The sequence below is a fragment of the Kitasatospora sp. NPDC056327 genome (assembly GCF_042261735.1).
Classification (GTDB): domain Bacteria; phylum Actinomycetota; class Actinomycetes; order Streptomycetales; family Streptomycetaceae; genus Kitasatospora.
On the sequence record NZ_JBHJRC010000093.1, the window covers coordinates 13,807 to 27,635 of the forward strand.

14 protein-coding genes are annotated in these 13,829 nt (G+C 75.7%); 8 read left to right on the top strand and 6 right to left on the bottom strand.

Annotated features, from left to right (window positions below; all coding sequences use genetic code 11):
- The first annotated feature begins 30 nt into the window (after positions 1-30).
- Complete coding sequence (locus ACFCX4_RS16135; protein WP_376142795.1) at positions 31-699, top strand: class I SAM-dependent methyltransferase; 669 nt, start codon at positions 31-33, stop codon at positions 697-699.
- 211 nt (positions 700-910) lie between these two features.
- On the top strand, positions 911-1,336 hold the full coding sequence (locus ACFCX4_RS16140) for a YjdF family protein (protein ID WP_376142797.1): 426 nt from the start codon (positions 911-913) through the stop codon (positions 1,334-1,336).
- 39 nt (positions 1,337-1,375) lie between these two features.
- Here the strand turns inward: ACFCX4_RS16140 and ACFCX4_RS16145 are convergent, their stop codons facing one another.
- Positions 1,376-2,194: an APH(3'') family aminoglycoside O-phosphotransferase gene (locus tag ACFCX4_RS16145; protein ID WP_376142798.1), complete on the bottom strand. Its 819-nt coding sequence runs from the start codon at positions 2,192-2,194 to the stop codon at positions 1,376-1,378.
- A 131-nt stretch (positions 2,195-2,325) separates the two neighbouring features.
- Here ACFCX4_RS16145 and ACFCX4_RS16150 point away from each other — a divergent pair, with 131 nt between their 5' ends.
- Positions 2,326-2,799: an NADAR family protein gene (locus ACFCX4_RS16150; protein ID WP_376142800.1), complete on the top strand. Its 474-nt coding sequence runs from the start codon at positions 2,326-2,328 to the stop codon at positions 2,797-2,799.
- Positions 2,800-2,826: 27 nt separating this feature from the next.
- Here ACFCX4_RS16150 and ACFCX4_RS16155 read toward each other — a convergent pair whose 3' ends face one another.
- On the bottom strand, positions 2,827-3,381 hold the full coding sequence (locus ACFCX4_RS16155) for a hypothetical protein (protein WP_376142802.1): 555 nt from the start codon (positions 3,379-3,381) through the stop codon (positions 2,827-2,829).
- Positions 3,382-3,651: 270 nt separating this feature from the next.
- Here ACFCX4_RS16155 and ACFCX4_RS16160 point away from each other — a divergent pair, with 270 nt between their 5' ends.
- The gene (locus ACFCX4_RS16160) at positions 3,652-4,089 is read left to right on the top strand and encodes a peptidase inhibitor family I36 protein (RefSeq protein ID WP_376142804.1); all 438 of its coding nucleotides are present in this window, start codon (positions 3,652-3,654) and stop codon (positions 4,087-4,089) included.
- A gap of 178 nt (positions 4,090-4,267) precedes the next feature.
- Positions 4,268-5,209: a hypothetical protein gene (locus ACFCX4_RS16165; RefSeq protein ID WP_376142806.1), complete on the top strand. Its 942-nt coding sequence runs from the start codon at positions 4,268-4,270 to the stop codon at positions 5,207-5,209.
- Between the two features lie 89 nt (positions 5,210-5,298).
- Here ACFCX4_RS16165 and ACFCX4_RS16170 read toward each other — a convergent pair whose 3' ends face one another.
- Complete coding sequence (locus tag ACFCX4_RS16170; RefSeq protein ID WP_376142808.1) at positions 5,299-7,128, bottom strand: NAD-binding protein; 1,830 nt, start codon at positions 7,126-7,128, stop codon at positions 5,299-5,301.
- A gap of 155 nt (positions 7,129-7,283) precedes the next feature.
- Between ACFCX4_RS16170 and ACFCX4_RS16175 the strand changes: the two genes are divergently transcribed.
- Complete coding sequence (locus ACFCX4_RS16175) at positions 7,284-7,949, top strand: HdeD family acid-resistance protein (protein WP_376142810.1); 666 nt, start codon at positions 7,284-7,286, stop codon at positions 7,947-7,949.
- 105 nt (positions 7,950-8,054) lie between these two features.
- Here the strand turns inward: ACFCX4_RS16175 and ACFCX4_RS16180 are convergent, their stop codons facing one another.
- Both ACFCX4_RS16180 and ACFCX4_RS16185 read right to left on the bottom strand, forming a co-directional pair.
- Positions 8,055-9,518, bottom strand: coding sequence for a CoA transferase (locus ACFCX4_RS16180; protein ID WP_376142811.1), 1,464 nt, complete (start codon positions 9,516-9,518; stop codon positions 8,055-8,057).
- Positions 9,519-9,742: 224 nt separating this feature from the next.
- Positions 9,743-11,059, bottom strand: a complete 1,317-nt coding sequence (locus ACFCX4_RS16185; RefSeq protein ID WP_376142813.1) for a cytochrome P450 — start codon at positions 11,057-11,059, stop codon at positions 9,743-9,745.
- A 342-nt stretch (positions 11,060-11,401) separates the two neighbouring features.
- Between ACFCX4_RS16185 and ACFCX4_RS16190 the strand changes: the two genes are divergently transcribed.
- Positions 11,402-12,274, top strand: coding sequence for a hypothetical protein (locus ACFCX4_RS16190; RefSeq protein WP_376142815.1), 873 nt, complete (start codon positions 11,402-11,404; stop codon positions 12,272-12,274).
- A gap of 411 nt (positions 12,275-12,685) precedes the next feature.
- Here ACFCX4_RS16190 and ACFCX4_RS16195 read toward each other — a convergent pair whose 3' ends face one another.
- Positions 12,686-13,027: a zf-HC2 domain-containing protein gene (locus ACFCX4_RS16195; protein ID WP_376142817.1), complete on the bottom strand. Its 342-nt coding sequence runs from the start codon at positions 13,025-13,027 to the stop codon at positions 12,686-12,688.
- Positions 13,028-13,082: 55 nt separating this feature from the next.
- On the opposite strand from ACFCX4_RS16195, the gene ACFCX4_RS16200 reads away from it, so the two are divergent.
- Entirely contained in the window at positions 13,083-13,688 is a 606-nt protein-coding gene (locus tag ACFCX4_RS16200; protein WP_376142819.1) for a sigma-70 family RNA polymerase sigma factor, read from the top strand.
- Positions 13,689-13,829 lie beyond the last annotated feature (141 nt).

Here is a 13,829-nt window from a genome sequence, read left to right on the forward strand (position 1 = left end):
GTCCGCCGGCTCTTCCTCGAAGGAGGCGCGTTGCCCGCACAGCACGACATCGATTCCGAGCGCGAACTCTGGGACACGTACGCGGCCGGGGTCGAGGACAGCGTGTTCGACGCCGGGCCGGCTTTCCGCTGGACGCAGTACTCCGGCCACGGGCCCGGGCCGGACCTGCTCGGTTCGCCTGCCAGTGCGCTGGAGATCGGATGCGGAACCGGGCGCGCCCTGGCCGCGCTCGCCGGTCGGGGCGTGGAGGTCACCGGCGTGGATCTGTCGCCTGTCATGGCCGGGAGGGCCGCCGAACGCTGGGGACCGTCCGGTGTCCGGATCCACTGTGCCGAGGTGCTGGACTACCTGGGCAGCGCCGAAGGGACCTGGGACGCGATCTACTCGGTGTTCGGAGCGGTCTGGTTCACCGATCCGCTCAAGCTGCTCCCACTCGCCGCATCCCGCCTGAACCCCGGCGGCGTCCTGGCCTTCTCGCAGCCTCCCGCCATCCCCGGTGCCTACGGCCCCCAGGGCATGTACAAGGGCGGCTTCGCCGGACGAGCGCTGTACACGTACCGCTACTCCTACACGCCGCGCAGGTGGGTCGGCCTGCTGCGACGGAGCGGATTCGAGTCGGCGGAAGCCTCGGTGCTCGACGCCCCGACCGAGGGGCACATCGGCACACTGATCGTGACGGCCAGGACACCGGGGGCCTGACGGCTGCCGCCGCAGGACGGCCGGTCGGCGTGTACAGCGGCGCGGGGCGTGGTTACGCTGGCGGCGCAGACACGCGAAAACACGGTCCCGGTCGGTAGTCCGGGCATCGGCGGCTCCGGCCGCCGGTCAGTAACCTCCCCTCCCAGGGTGTCCGGTGTGTCCGCCTCCCCACGCACGGCGCGTGGGTACGACGCACCATTGGGAGGGCACTTTGCCGAGCACGTTCAGCGTGTTCTTCGACGACCCGTTCTGGGTCGGGGTACTGGAGATCGCCGATCACGGCGGGGTCCGGGCGGCTCGTCACGTCTTCGGCTCCGAGCCGGGCAACGCGGAGCTGCTGGACTTCGTCCGGCGTGACTTCGGGCGGCTCCTGGACACGGCGCTCGCCGCCCCCGGGACGGCCGTCGGTGGACGCCCCGCGCAACGACCGCCGAACCCCAAGCGGCTCGCCCGCCGGGCCGCGAAGGAGCAGGCGGCCCGGCCGTTGAGCACGGCCGCGGAAGCCGCGCTGGCGAAGGCGCACGAGGAGTCCGGGAACCTCAACCGCGCAGCCACCAAGCGCCGCGCCGCCGAAGCCGCACAGGAGCGGCGGGAAGCAGCCCGCCGACAGGCCCGGCAACGGCGCCGCGGCCGGTGAGAGGGCACGGAGCGGGCCGACGGCCCCGTGGCGGCCCGGTCAGCCCCAGGTGAGCGGGTCCAGGGCCAGGTAGAAGCGCAGCCGGTCGCCGTCCGGGGCGGTGCCGTAGCGGTCGGCGAACGCCGCGTCCGCGGCCCGGGCCCGGGCCTCGTCCGGCCAGGTCTCCCGGGCGTTGGCGAGGAGCAGGGCCAGGTCGGCGTGGCGGTCGGCCCGTCCGAGGCGCCCCAGGTCGATGAATCCGGAGACGTCCAGGGTCCGCGGGTCGAGGACGATGTTGGGGAGACAGAGGTCCCCGTGGCAGACGACCCGGTCCGCGGCCTCCTGGGCCCGCCGCAGGGAGACCTCCCGGGTCACCGCGGCCAGCAGGTCCGCGGGAGGCGTGCGCTGCTGCTCGTCGGGGAGGAACTCCGGGTTCACGGCGCCCCGCGCCACCACGTCGCGCGCCCGGTCGACCATGGCGTCCAGGTCCCGGTCGAACGGGCAGCTCCGCACCGGGACTTCGTGCAGCCGGCGGACCGCGTCCGCGATGCGCTCCCAGGCGGCCGACAGGTCCTCCGGCGACAGCCGGTCGGCGGGCACGCCGGGGACCGCGCCGGTCACCAGGCAGGCCCCGGCCTCGTCCTCGGCCCAGCCGAGCACGCCCGGGCCGGACACGCCCCGGCCGTCCAGCCACGCGGTCCGGTCGCGCTCGGCCGCCAGTTCCCCCGCGTCCGCGCCCGGCACGCACTTGGCGTACCTGGTGGCGTCGGCGCTGCGGAAGACCAGGGCGCCGGACTCCCCGCTGGTGACGGGCAGCCACGCCCCCTCGACGCCGAGCCGGTTCGGCGAGAGGGGTCCGGGCCCGGAGCGATCGTCCATGCGGCCACTCTAGCCACGGGGGAGGAGGTGCGCCGACGTGTTCAAGGCCCCGTACCGGCCGGGATATCCGCTTGCGGGTGACGGCGCTCCACTGGCACGGTGCAGGTCTCCGGAAGACCTGCGGGGTTCCCATGACGATCTACTTCCACGGCGCCGACGAAGTCCCCTTCGGCTGCTTCTCGAACTTCTCCGACCACGGCTTCGAGCTCGACGGAGTCCGCTGGCCGACCTCGGAACACTACTTCCAGGCGCAGAAGTTCAAGGGCACGCGCCATGCCGAGCTCGTCCGGCGCGCCCGCACCCCGCTGCGGGCCGCGGAACTGGGCCGTGACGCCTCCAGGCCACTGCGGAGGGACTGGGAGCGGGTCAGGGACGACGTGATGCGCCGCGCGGTGGCCGCCAAGTTCGCCGCGCACGCCGACATCCGCGCCGTCCTGCTCTCCACCGGTGACGAGGACATCGTCGAGGACACCACCACCGATCACTACTGGGGCCGGGGCACGACGGGACGGGGCCGGAACATGCTCGGGCGCATCCTGGTGAGCACCCGCGGCCGGCTGCGCACCGGGCCCGCCGGAACGCCCGCCCCCGACGGCCGCCGCTGAGTCTCGCCGACGGACCCGCCCGGAAGCTCAGGTGTCGTAGCCGGCCAGGATCGCGGCGAGCCGCACGGACCACTCGCGTTCGGCGACGGCGTGGCCGCGCTCCAGGGTCCCGACGAACTCCGCCCGGCTCAGCGTCGCCGTCGCCGGCTCCCGGCGGTCGGCGGCGCCCCGGGCCTCGCCGCCGCCGTCGCCGTCGCGCACCCGGCAGGCGAGGTGCACCCGGTCGCCGTCGGGGAAGGCGAAGGCCCGCACCCCGTCGGTGCACTCCCCCCACTCCAGGAACTCCCACCGCGCGAGCGCCTCCCCGGGCCCGGAGGCGGCCGACGCTCCGGTCCCGTCGTACGCCCAGCGCTCGGCCGCGCGGAAGGACTCGGCCGGCGAGGTGAACCCGGCGGGCGCCGCGACGGGCGCGCGGAAGCGGCCGAGTTCGTCCCCCAGCTTCTTGACCAGCAGCGGCGGGTAGAACGCGTTGTCCCACGTGTTCACGTGGAGTCCGCCGACGAAGACGTCCACGCAGAGCAGACCCGGATCCCGCTCGATGTGGAACTCCAGACCGAACCCCGTCCGCGACCCGACCAGCACGGCGGCCCCCTCTCCTGCGTCGCACGACACCGTCCCGGCCCGACCCTACCGATCCCACCCCCGGAGAACGGCCGGTGAATCCTCGGTTCCACCGCGATGCCGGGGGCCGCGAACCGGCCGACCGGGCCCTCGGATTGGCTGCAAACCGCGCAGACACCACCGCGGAAGAAGATCTACCGTTTCCCGCCGAGGGGGCCGCTCAGGCATGCCCTCCCGGGTTCAGGGACCGGATTTCGCACCACTCGATCTGCCCTACGGAGGAGAACTCGAATGTCCGTCAAGAAGACCGCATCACGCCTCGCCGTCATCGGCGCCACCGCCGCACTCGCGGTCGGCGGCCTGGGCGGCCAGGCCAACGCCAGCTTCGTCAACATCGACAGCTGGAACACCTTCGAGTGCAACAAGACCGCCGCCTACTTCTGCCTCTGGTACGGCCCCAACCACACCGGCGGCAAGTGGACCAGCAACGTCGTCGCCGTTCCCACCATCAGCGGCAACTTCAGCGACGGCAACCCCGTGCGGAACAACGCGGCCTCGGCCGAGAACGCGAGCGCCTGCAACGTCGGCATCTGGGTCTACCCCAACTACATGGGTGACGAGAACTGGCTGAGCCCCGAGAAGGGCGGAAACCTCACCCCGTACCTGAGGAACAACGAGGCGTCGATGGCCCTGGACGACGCCACGCGCGCCTTCTGCCCGACCGTCTGACGGCCCGCCGCGACGGTGGCCCGTCCGCCGGTGCGGACCGGCGGACGGGCCGTCCCGCGCAGCCGGACACGCTCGGACCCGACTCCGCGCCGCCCGTCGACCCGAGGCGCTCGTGAACCCGGGCCGCCTGTGAACCCGAGGCGCCCGTGAACCCGCACCACCCCGAAGGAGAACAGCCGTGACCTCCGCAGCGAGCGCCCGCCGGGCACGGCTCCTGGCACCGGCCCTGATCGCCCTGGCGGCCGGCGGCTGCTCCGCGTCCGGAGGGCGGGCGGCGCCCCCGGCGTCGCCGCCCGCCGTGGTGGCGACGCCCACGCCCGAACCCTCCCAGGTCCCCGAGCTCCGGCTGCCGGTCGCCGACTACATGCTGACCCCCGAGCAGTCGGCCGAACTGAAGTGGCTGAACACCAGGAAGGTCGCCGTCTGCATGAAGCAGTACGGCCTCGACCTGCCGGTGTCGCCGGGGCCGGTCGTGTCGAACTCCGACTCCCTCATGTTCCGCCGCTACGGCCTGACCGATCCGGCGAGCGCCGGCGTCTGGGGCTACCACCTGCCGAGGCGGGAGAACGCGACTCCGCAGGCCACCCTCTCCCCGGTGCAGCAGGCCGTGCTGCTCGGCCGGGACGCCACCGGCAAGCCGCTGACCAGCTCGAACGGCCGGACCGTGCCGGCCGGTGGCTGCCAGGGCAAGGTGAACGCCGAACTCCAGGCGCTCCAGCTCGGCGGCCAGGGTCCGGGGGGCGCGTCCCAGCTCGCCGCACGGACCAAGGCGGACAGCTTCTCCCGGTCGATGGCCGATCCCCGGGTGAAGGAGGTCTTCGGGCTCTGGTCGGAGTGCATGCGCGGGGCGGGGTTCAGCGCGCCCAGTCCGGTGGAGGCGGGGGCGGACCTGCCCTCCGTGAAGGAGCCGAAGCCGGACGCCGCCGAGATCCGCATGGCGCGGAGCGACCTGGACTGCAAGGCGCGGACGAACCTGGTCGGCGTCTGGTTCGCCGTCGAGTCCGACTACCAGAAGGCGGAGATCGCCCGGCAGCCCGGGGAGTTCGCCGCGCTCAGGGCGGAGCTCGACGCGCAGGCCGCCCGGATCGCGCAGCTCGTCGCGGGCCTGGCCGAAGGCTGATCCGGCGGACCGACGGCGCCCGCGGCCGGGCCGGGGTGTGCGCCCCTCCGCCGGGCCCGGGGTGTGCGGACCCGCGTGCGGGAGGGGGCTCAGCCCTCGGTCGTGACGGCGGTGTTGAGCCGCGCCAGCCCGCTGCGGGTGGCCGCGACCACGACGCGGTCGCCCGGTTCCAGGGTGCGCGTGCGGTCGGCGTACCTCCACTGGTACACCTGCGGGCTGCGGGCCAGCCGGACGGCGAGGACCCGGACGCCGCCGGGGTCCTCCAGGTCGTGCCGGTTCAGGCCGACCAGCCCGCTGCCGACCTCCGCGGTCAGCTCGGCGATCAGCAGCACGTGCCGGAACACCGAGAGCGTGCCTAGCACCTCACGCCCCATCAGCGCGGAGGCGAAGGCCGGGGCCGACATGTACGAGGTGGAACGCGAGGCCGCGTTGTCCAGCGTCGCGTACACGTGGGCGGCGAAGCTGTCGTCGAAGAGCCGCAGCACCACCCGGACGTCGGGGCGCACGGCGCGCGCCTCCAGCGCGGCCTCCAGGTTGGTGGCGTCGTCGCCGCTGACCGCGACCACCGCCCGGCTGTGCTTGACGCGGGCCCGGCGCAGCTGTTCGGCGAGCGGTCCGTCGTCGACCACCACCGGGACGCGGAGCGCCCGGACGGCGGAGATGCCGCGCGCCTGCGGGTCGCTCTCCAGTCCGACCACCGGCACGCCGAGGCCGTGGAGTCGTTCGACCACCCGGGTGCCGAGGTTGCCGAGCCCGACCACGACGACGTGGTCGCGGGTGCCCACGCCCGGGTTGCGGGGCTGGCCGCGCCGGCCGGAGGCGAGCACCTCGACCATGATCGCGGTGGCGACCGGCGCGAAGGTGATGCCGCAGAAGGTGATCACCACCTGGGCGACCCGCTGCCAGGTGCCGCCGGTGCCGCTCCCGGGGGCGTCGCCGGGCTGGTCGGGCTGGGCGGCCCCGGCGAGGTCGAGCAGGGCGGCGTAGAGCGACCAGGCGAAGTCCCCGTTGAGGTACCAGAGCAGGCCGAAGGCGAACATCACCGCGGCCAGCGCGGTGATCAGCACCACCCGGAGCCGGACGCTGGTGAAGAAGCGCAGGATGTCCCGCAGCCGCCAGCGCAGCCGGCGCCACAGGGGGATCCGGACGGCGGGTTCGGCCGGCAGGTACTGCAGCACGGCGGTGTCGCCGTCCCCGGCCGGATCCGTGCCGGTGTCCGGCGCCGCGGCCCCGGCGATGCGGCGGGCCTCGGACCCGCTGCGGATGCCTCCGCCGTCGCCGTACGCGGAGGCGAAGCGGACGAAGTCCGCGGAGTCGCCGGGCTGCCGGGGCATCAGCCGGATCCGGCCGAGGTCCTGACGGTCGATCCGGTCGGCGACGACGCACAGCGGGTTGTCGTCGCGGTCCTCGCCGTAGGCGACGTGCAGGAAGCGGTCGCCGACCTGGACGGACTGCGGCCGCGACAGCGCGGCGTCGGCGAAGGCCGGGGCGGAGGTGGCGGAGCCCGACAGCGCGGTGCCGTTCCTGAGCAGCCGTTCGATGTTGGCGCCGAGGCGCTGGTTGAACATCCGCAGCACGATGCGGATCCCGGGGTTGTGCTCCTGCGCTGCCAGCGCGGCGTGGATGTTCTCCTGGTCGTGACCGTCGACGAAGGCGATGCCGCGCGCGGTCTCCACCCGGACGGCGCGCAGGGCCTCCGCGGTGACACTGCCGAACTCGACGACGGCGGCGACGCCCTCCAACTGTTCGATCCGGGGCGCGTGGTCGCGGGTGCGGTCCGGAACGAGGACGAGGACCGGCACGTCGTAGTGCTCGACGAGTTCGAGCGCGAGGCGGTGGGCGAGCGCGTTGCCCCCGCAGACGATGTAGTGCTGGCTGATCGGCTCGACCGGAGGGGTCCCCCACCCTTCAGAAGTCATATCGCCGGATCTTATCGACGCCGAGTGAACCGGACATGGCATTCCGAGAACCCCGGGGAGACCATCCGATCACTCGAACGGGTGTGTCCAGGGCGCGGAAGCCGGCGCGCTCGGTGATCGTGAGGAGCGCCCGACCCACGGGGAGCGCCCGGACCGTGCAGCGCGCCCGCCCGCTCCCCGCGCCGCCGGCCGGGCCCCCGACTCCCCAGGAGGACGCCACCGTGGTCTCCCCGATCATCACCCCCGACGGCTCCCCGGTCCGGGGCCCGCTCGGTCTGCTCGCCAAGGCCGCCTGGCAGGTCCTGCTGGTGGCCGGGATCGTCTCGCTCGGCCTCGGGATCGTCGTGTTCGTCTGGCCCGAGCAGACGCTGCTGGTGGTCGGCGTGCTGTTCGGCCTCTACCTGCTGGTCATCGGCATCGTCCAACTGGTCGCCGCGTTCGGCACGCACGCCACCACCGCGCTGCGGGTACTGGCCTTCATCAGCGGCGCGCTCTGCGTGCTGCTCGGCCTGCTGTGCTTCCGCAGCGCGGCGCAGTCGGTGCTGCTGCTGGCGATCTGGATCGGCATCGGCTGGCTGTTCCGCGGCATCACCCAGCTCGCCGCGGTGATCTCGGACGAGGCGATGCCGGCCCGCGGCTGGCAGGCGTTCGCGGGTGTCGCGAACACCCTGGCCGGGGTGCTGCTGATGGTCTGGCCGGCCGGGTCGATCACCGCGCTGACCGTGCTGGCCGGCTGCTGGCTGCTGATCCTGGGGCTGATCGAGGTCGTCACGGCCTTCCAGGTCCGCAGCACCGCCAGGCAGATCCCCTCCGGCGTCTGACGGCCGCGCCGGACGCCCCGGCGGCCCACGGGCGTGCTCCCCGGTACCGGAACCGCCCCGGCGCCACCGCGGCACCGGGCCGGCAGCGGCCCGGCACCGGCCCGGTCAGCGCCAGCGCGGCGCGTCCGTGCCCCAGCGCCCCGGCGGGCGCGTCCAGTCCGCCGGGGCGCCCTCGTACCCGACGGGCGGCAGCGCGTACCGGAGCCGGCCGTACGGCGAGTCGGTCCGGGCCAGCCGGCACGCCGGGTCGTAGGGCTCGTCGTAGGGCTCGTCGTCGGGCGCGTCGTCGGGCGGCAGGTGCGGGTCGGCGGTGGGGGTGATGCCGTGCAGCAGCCAGGAGGCGGTGCCGGCCAGCGAGAAGCGCAGCCGGCGCCCGCCGGGGCGGCCGGTGCGCTGCTCGGTGAGGGCGCGCAGCACCCCGGCCGCGATCAGGTAGCCGGTGCCGTGGTCGAGGGCCTGGGCGGGCAGGACGCCGGGGCGGCCGTCGGCGCCGGCCTCGGTCGCGGCGATGCCGCAGCCGGCCTGGACCAGGCTGTCGAAGCCGCGCCGCCCCGCCCACGGGCCGGTCCAGCCCCAGGCGTTCAGCTGGACGGCGACCAGGCCGGGGCGGCGCTCGATCAGGGCCTCGGGGGCCAGCCCGTGGGCGTCCAGCGCGCCGGGCCGGTAGCCGGTGACGACGACGTCGGCGGTGGCGAGCAGGTCCTCGAAGACGGCCCGGTCGGTGCCGTCGGCGAGGTCCAGGCGGGTGGAGCGGCGGCCGAAGCCGGTGTCCGCGTGGGCGTCGTCGGCCTCGGGGAGGTGCGGCGGGTCGATCCGCAGCACGTCGGCACCGAGCAGCGCGAGGGTGCGGCCGGCGACGGGTCCGGCGATCACCCGGGTGAGGTCGAGGACCCTGACGCCGTCGGCGGGCAGGCCGGCGGGCTCCAGCGGGCGGGGCGGGGCCCCGTCGAGGACCCTGACCTCGGCGAGCGGCAGCACGGTGTCACGGACCGGCGCGACGGCGACGGCGAGCGCCCCCGCCCCGTAGGCGCGCTCCTGGACGGCCGCCGCGGGCAGTTCGCGCAGCACGGCGGCGAGCCGTTCGGGCCCGGAGTCCCCGGGCAGGCCGAGCGCGGTGAGCAGCCGGTCCCGGTGGTGGGGGTAGTTGGCGTGGGTGCGCAGCCAGCCGTCGGCGGCCGGCCAGAAGCCGGAGAGCGGCGCGAAGCTCGCCGGGGCCCGGCCGTCGATCCTCAGGTGGCGTTCGCTCACGAAGGCCGTGGCCACCGCGCCCTGGTCGATCCGGACCGCGGGCACCGGGCCGCCGGAGCGCAGGGCGGAGAGCTCGGCGGCGGCCAGCGAGCAGGCGGCGACGGTGGCCCGGGCCAGCCGGCGCACCGGCAGCCGGGCGGGCAGCACCGTGTCGGGGCCGTGGAAGGAGACCCGCTCCGGCAGTGCGGCCGGGCCGCCGAGCGCCTGCCAGGCATCGGCGGTGGGACCGTCGACGGCGGCACCGCCCGAGGTGGCTGCGCCGGAGGCGGACGACGTCGGGGCGGCGGGCCCGGGCTGCGCCGGGAGCGAACGGTCGGTCATCCCCGCATTCTGCTCCTCCCGCCGGGCGGTCGCGGTGACGGCCACCACCGCGGTCCGCGCCCCGCCGCCCGACCGGTGCGACCCCGGGAGCCTGTGGGACCCGGGTCCCACGGCCTGCCGCCCCGGCGCCCGGCTGCGGGCCGACGGCCCGAAGCCCCACTCGGGGAGCCGTCGCCCGGGTACCCGGTGCGCCGGAGGGCCCCGGAGGACGGCGGCCGGAGGGCTCAGAAGGTGAACCGGAGCGAGCGGACCCGGTGGTCGAAGCTGGACGGGATCAGCACCGGCTCACCGATCGAGCGGACCTCGGGGAGCCGGGTGAACAGCTCCCGGTAGAGCGCCTTCATCTCCTGCCGGGCGAGGTGGGCGCCGAGGCAGTAGTGCGGTCCGCCGCCCCCGTAGCCGAGGTGGGGGTTCGGGCTGCGGGTGATGTCGAACGCGTCGGGATCGGTGAAGACGGTCTCGTCCCGGTTGGCGGAGCCGTAGTACAGCACCACCTTGTCGCCCGCCCTCAGCAGCGGGCCGCCGGGGCCGCCGAGCCGGTGGTCGACGGCCAGGGTGCGGCGGAACTGGATGATCGGCGTGGCGTGGCGGACGATCTCGTCGACCGCGCCGCCGAGGTGGCGGTCGGGGTCGCCGAGCAGCAGCGCGCGCTGTTCGGGGTGGCTGGTGAGCAGGTGGAGGCCGTGCGCCAGGGCGTTGCGGGTGGTCTCGACGCCGGCCACGAGGAGCAGGGAGAAGAAGGCCCCGAGCTCCCGTCCGGTGAGGCGGCGGCCGTCGACGTCGGCGGTGACCAGGGCGGAGATCAGGTCGTCGGCGGGCCGGCGGCGGCGCTCGCGGCCGAGTTCGGCGACCATGCCCTGCATCCGGGCCAGCGCCCGCAGCCCGCGGCCGGGCATGCGGATCCGTTCGCGCAGCGGGCGGGCGACCCCGGTGTGCTCCGAGGCGTGGTCGACCTGGTCGAGGATCGCGCGGCGGGACTCCTCCGGGATGCCCATCATCGTGCAGATCACCCGGAAGGGGAGTTCGGCGGCGACCGCGGCGACGAAGTCCCCGGGGCGCTCGCGCTCCACCCGGTCGACGAGCTCGGTGGCGACGGTGCGGATGTCGTCCTCGACCCGGGCGATCAGCCGGGGGGTGAAGGCGCGCGAGACGACGCGGCGCAGCCGGGCGTGCCGGGGGTCGTCCAGGTTCACCATCGAGTCGCCGAACAGCAGGCGGACCCAGCGGGCCGGCTCGGGGGTGGTGACGCCGGGTTCGCTGAGGAAGACCGCGGGGGTGCGGCTGGCCTCGACGACGTCGGCGTACCGGACGAGGGCGTGGAAGCCCCGTCCCGGGCCGCCGCCGGACCCGCCACCGGGGCCGTCGCCGAAGCGGGCCGGGGCGGGCAGCCGGCGCAGCGCGGCGAAGCCGGCGGCGCGGTCCCGGTCGGGGAGCCGCCAGAACGCGGGGTCGGCGAGGTCGGGGAGGGCGTCGGTGCCGGTACCGGCGAGGTCGGCGCCGGTGCCCGGGCCGGTGCCGGCCTCGGGTGCGGTGGTGTCCATGCCGGGTCTCCTGTCACGGTCGTGCCCGTGTGCGCGAGGTCACAGTCTGGTGTCACATTCAGTACGCACCGTCATCAACGTGTCAAACCGATATGACGGTATGAAACAGACCTTCCAGGAGCAGTCCGGCACGCCCCGACCGGGACTCTCCTCACGCACCGTCAGGTTCCGGCCACCGCACGCTTCCCTTCCGCATCACGGCCCCCACCCGCCCCGGGGCCCGGGGGTGCCCGAACGACTTGCCCGGGGAGGCCCCCGCGAGGTGGCCGGACATGCCCGGACAGGGGCGGAACCGGCCAATAGCGGAGGGCGCGGTACTGGTCGGCGGAGGCGGGTGCGACGATGAGTGTCATCGTGATGACCGACCGGATCCGCTCGCTGCGCGCCGTGGTCGCCGCCGCGCTCTGCGTGGCGCTGGCCGCCACGGCGCATGTCGCCATGGCCGGTTCCGGCGTGTCCGTGCCGGTACTGGCGGCCGCGTTCGGTCTCACCCTCGGCTTCGCCTGGCTGCTGGCCGGCCGGCGGCGCGGACCGGCGGCGATCAGTGTCTGGATGGTGGTGGCGCAGACCGCGCTGCACCTGACGTTCCAGCAGGCGGGCACCTTCTTCGGGGGCGGTGCCCGGGGCCGGACCGTTCCGACGGACTGGGCCGCGCTGCTGCTGTGCAACGCGGACGCGGCGCCGACCGGGCTGTCCTCGGACCAGCTGGCGCTGATGGCCGGGCTCGACCCGGACCTCCCGCCGCCGGTCACCTCGCTCCCGGTCCACGCCCACGGCGCGCCGGCGGTCCCCGACCTCCCGTCCGCCGCAGGCCGTTCGGTGCTGGACGCCGCGGGCGGCCTGGGAGGGTCGGGCGGTTCCGGCGGCATGACCGGGATGACCGGGACGGGTGGCATGAGCGGCCACACCATGGCCGGGCACGGCATGTCGCCCGGCATGATCGCCGCCCACGTGCTCGCCGCGCTGGCCTGCGCCCTGCTGCTCTGGCGCGGCGAGACGGCGCTGGCGCGGCTGTTCGACCTGCTCGGCGCGCTGGGTTCGGTGCTGGCGGGTGCGCTGCTGGCGCCGCTGCTCGCGCTGGCCTTCCGGCCGGCCGGCTACCGGCCGCCCGGCGCGCCCAGACCCGTCGGCCACCGGGCCCGCCTGCCGCGGTCGGTGCTGCTCTCGCACGCCCTCGTCCGCCGCGGGCCGCCCTCCCCCGCGTTCGCCCGCTGACGCGCCCGCCGCCGTTCCCGGACACCCCCGGTGTCCGCCGTGCGGCGGGCCGGTCGCCCCGCGCCGCAGCCGCGCCGCCGGGTGCCGCCGCCCGTCTCCGGACGACCGCCGACCGACCGCGCCCCACCGCCGCCCCCGCCTGCCGCCGGGGCGCCCGGTGGACCGTCGCGGACCGGCCGGAGGGTCCGCCCGGTCCGGAGCCCGGCCGGTACCCGCGGGGCCGGCGGCGGTGCCGGGGCCCGGGCCCGCGCGCGCCGACCGTCCCGCCGTTCCACCGGCCGGGGCCGGGCTCGTGCGGCCGCCCACCGACGCCGACGGCGCCGCCCGCAGCGGCTCCGCACCCTGACTTCCTCTCAGGACCTCTTCATGCCTGACTTCGACGGCGCACCGGACCTGCCCGGCGCCACCGTCCTACCCCGTCCGCCGGCCGTCCCCCTGCCCGGGACCGCCCTCACCCGCCCCACCGTCCGCACCGGTCCCGCCGGTCCCGCCGGTCGCGCCGTCGCCGCCCGTCCCACCGCTCCCGCCGGTCGTCGCCGTGCCGAGGCGTGCGAGGAGTCCGGCCGTCCACTCCTCGGAGGGCCCGCCGGTCCGGCCCGCACCCAGCGGTCCGCGCAGCCGCTCCGCCCGCTCCAGCCACTCCCGGCAGGCCGCGCACCGCGCGACGTGCTTGTCCAGCCGGCGGTCCGGCACACCGGCCGGTTCGCCGTCGAGGCGGGCGGACAGAGCGGTACGGAGTTGCGCGCATCTCATACGACCATCGTCCCGTACCTGCTCCGAGGTGCGACCGACCGGGTGGGGGGCCGCCGTGGATGACGACCAGCTGACCGCACTCGCACTGGCCGCCCGCGAGGGCCGGGCCGACGACGTCGAGGCCTTCGTCCGGGCCACCCAGCGGGACGTGTGGCGGTTCGTCGCGCACCTCACCGACGTGCAGTCCGCCGACGACCTGGCCCAGGAAACCTTTCTGCGTGCTCTGCGCAGCCTGCCCGGGTTCGCCGGACGCTCCTCCGCCCGCACCTGGCTGCTCTCCATCGCCCGCCGGACCGTCATCGACCGGTACCGCACCGCCGCCGCCCGGCCGCGCTGCGCCGCCCTGCCGGACTGGCAGGAGGCCGCCGAGCGGCAGAGCACCGCACCCACCGCGGGGTTCGAGGACGGGGTCGCGCTCGACGACCTGCTCGACCGGGTGCCCGCCCAGCGGCGCGAGGCCTTCGTGCTCACCCAGGTCGTCGGGCTCAGCTACGCCGAGGCCGCCGAGGTGGCCGGCTGCCCGGTCGGCACCGTCCGGTCCCGAGTGGCCCGGGCGCGCGAGGAACTGATAGCCCGGCTGCGGGCGGCCGAGGCGGCCGACCCGGCCCCGGGCGCGCCCGGGCCGCCCGGCTCGGCGGCCGAACTGGCGGCCGTCGGCTGATCCGACCGAAAACGACCGGCCCGGAACGGCCGGGCGGAACCGGGCCGGATCCGGAACCGGGGCCGGGAGCGACCGCCCCGGAGGGCCGTCGGCGGCACCGGACCGACGGCCGGGGAGGGCGGCGCGCGGGGTGACGAACCC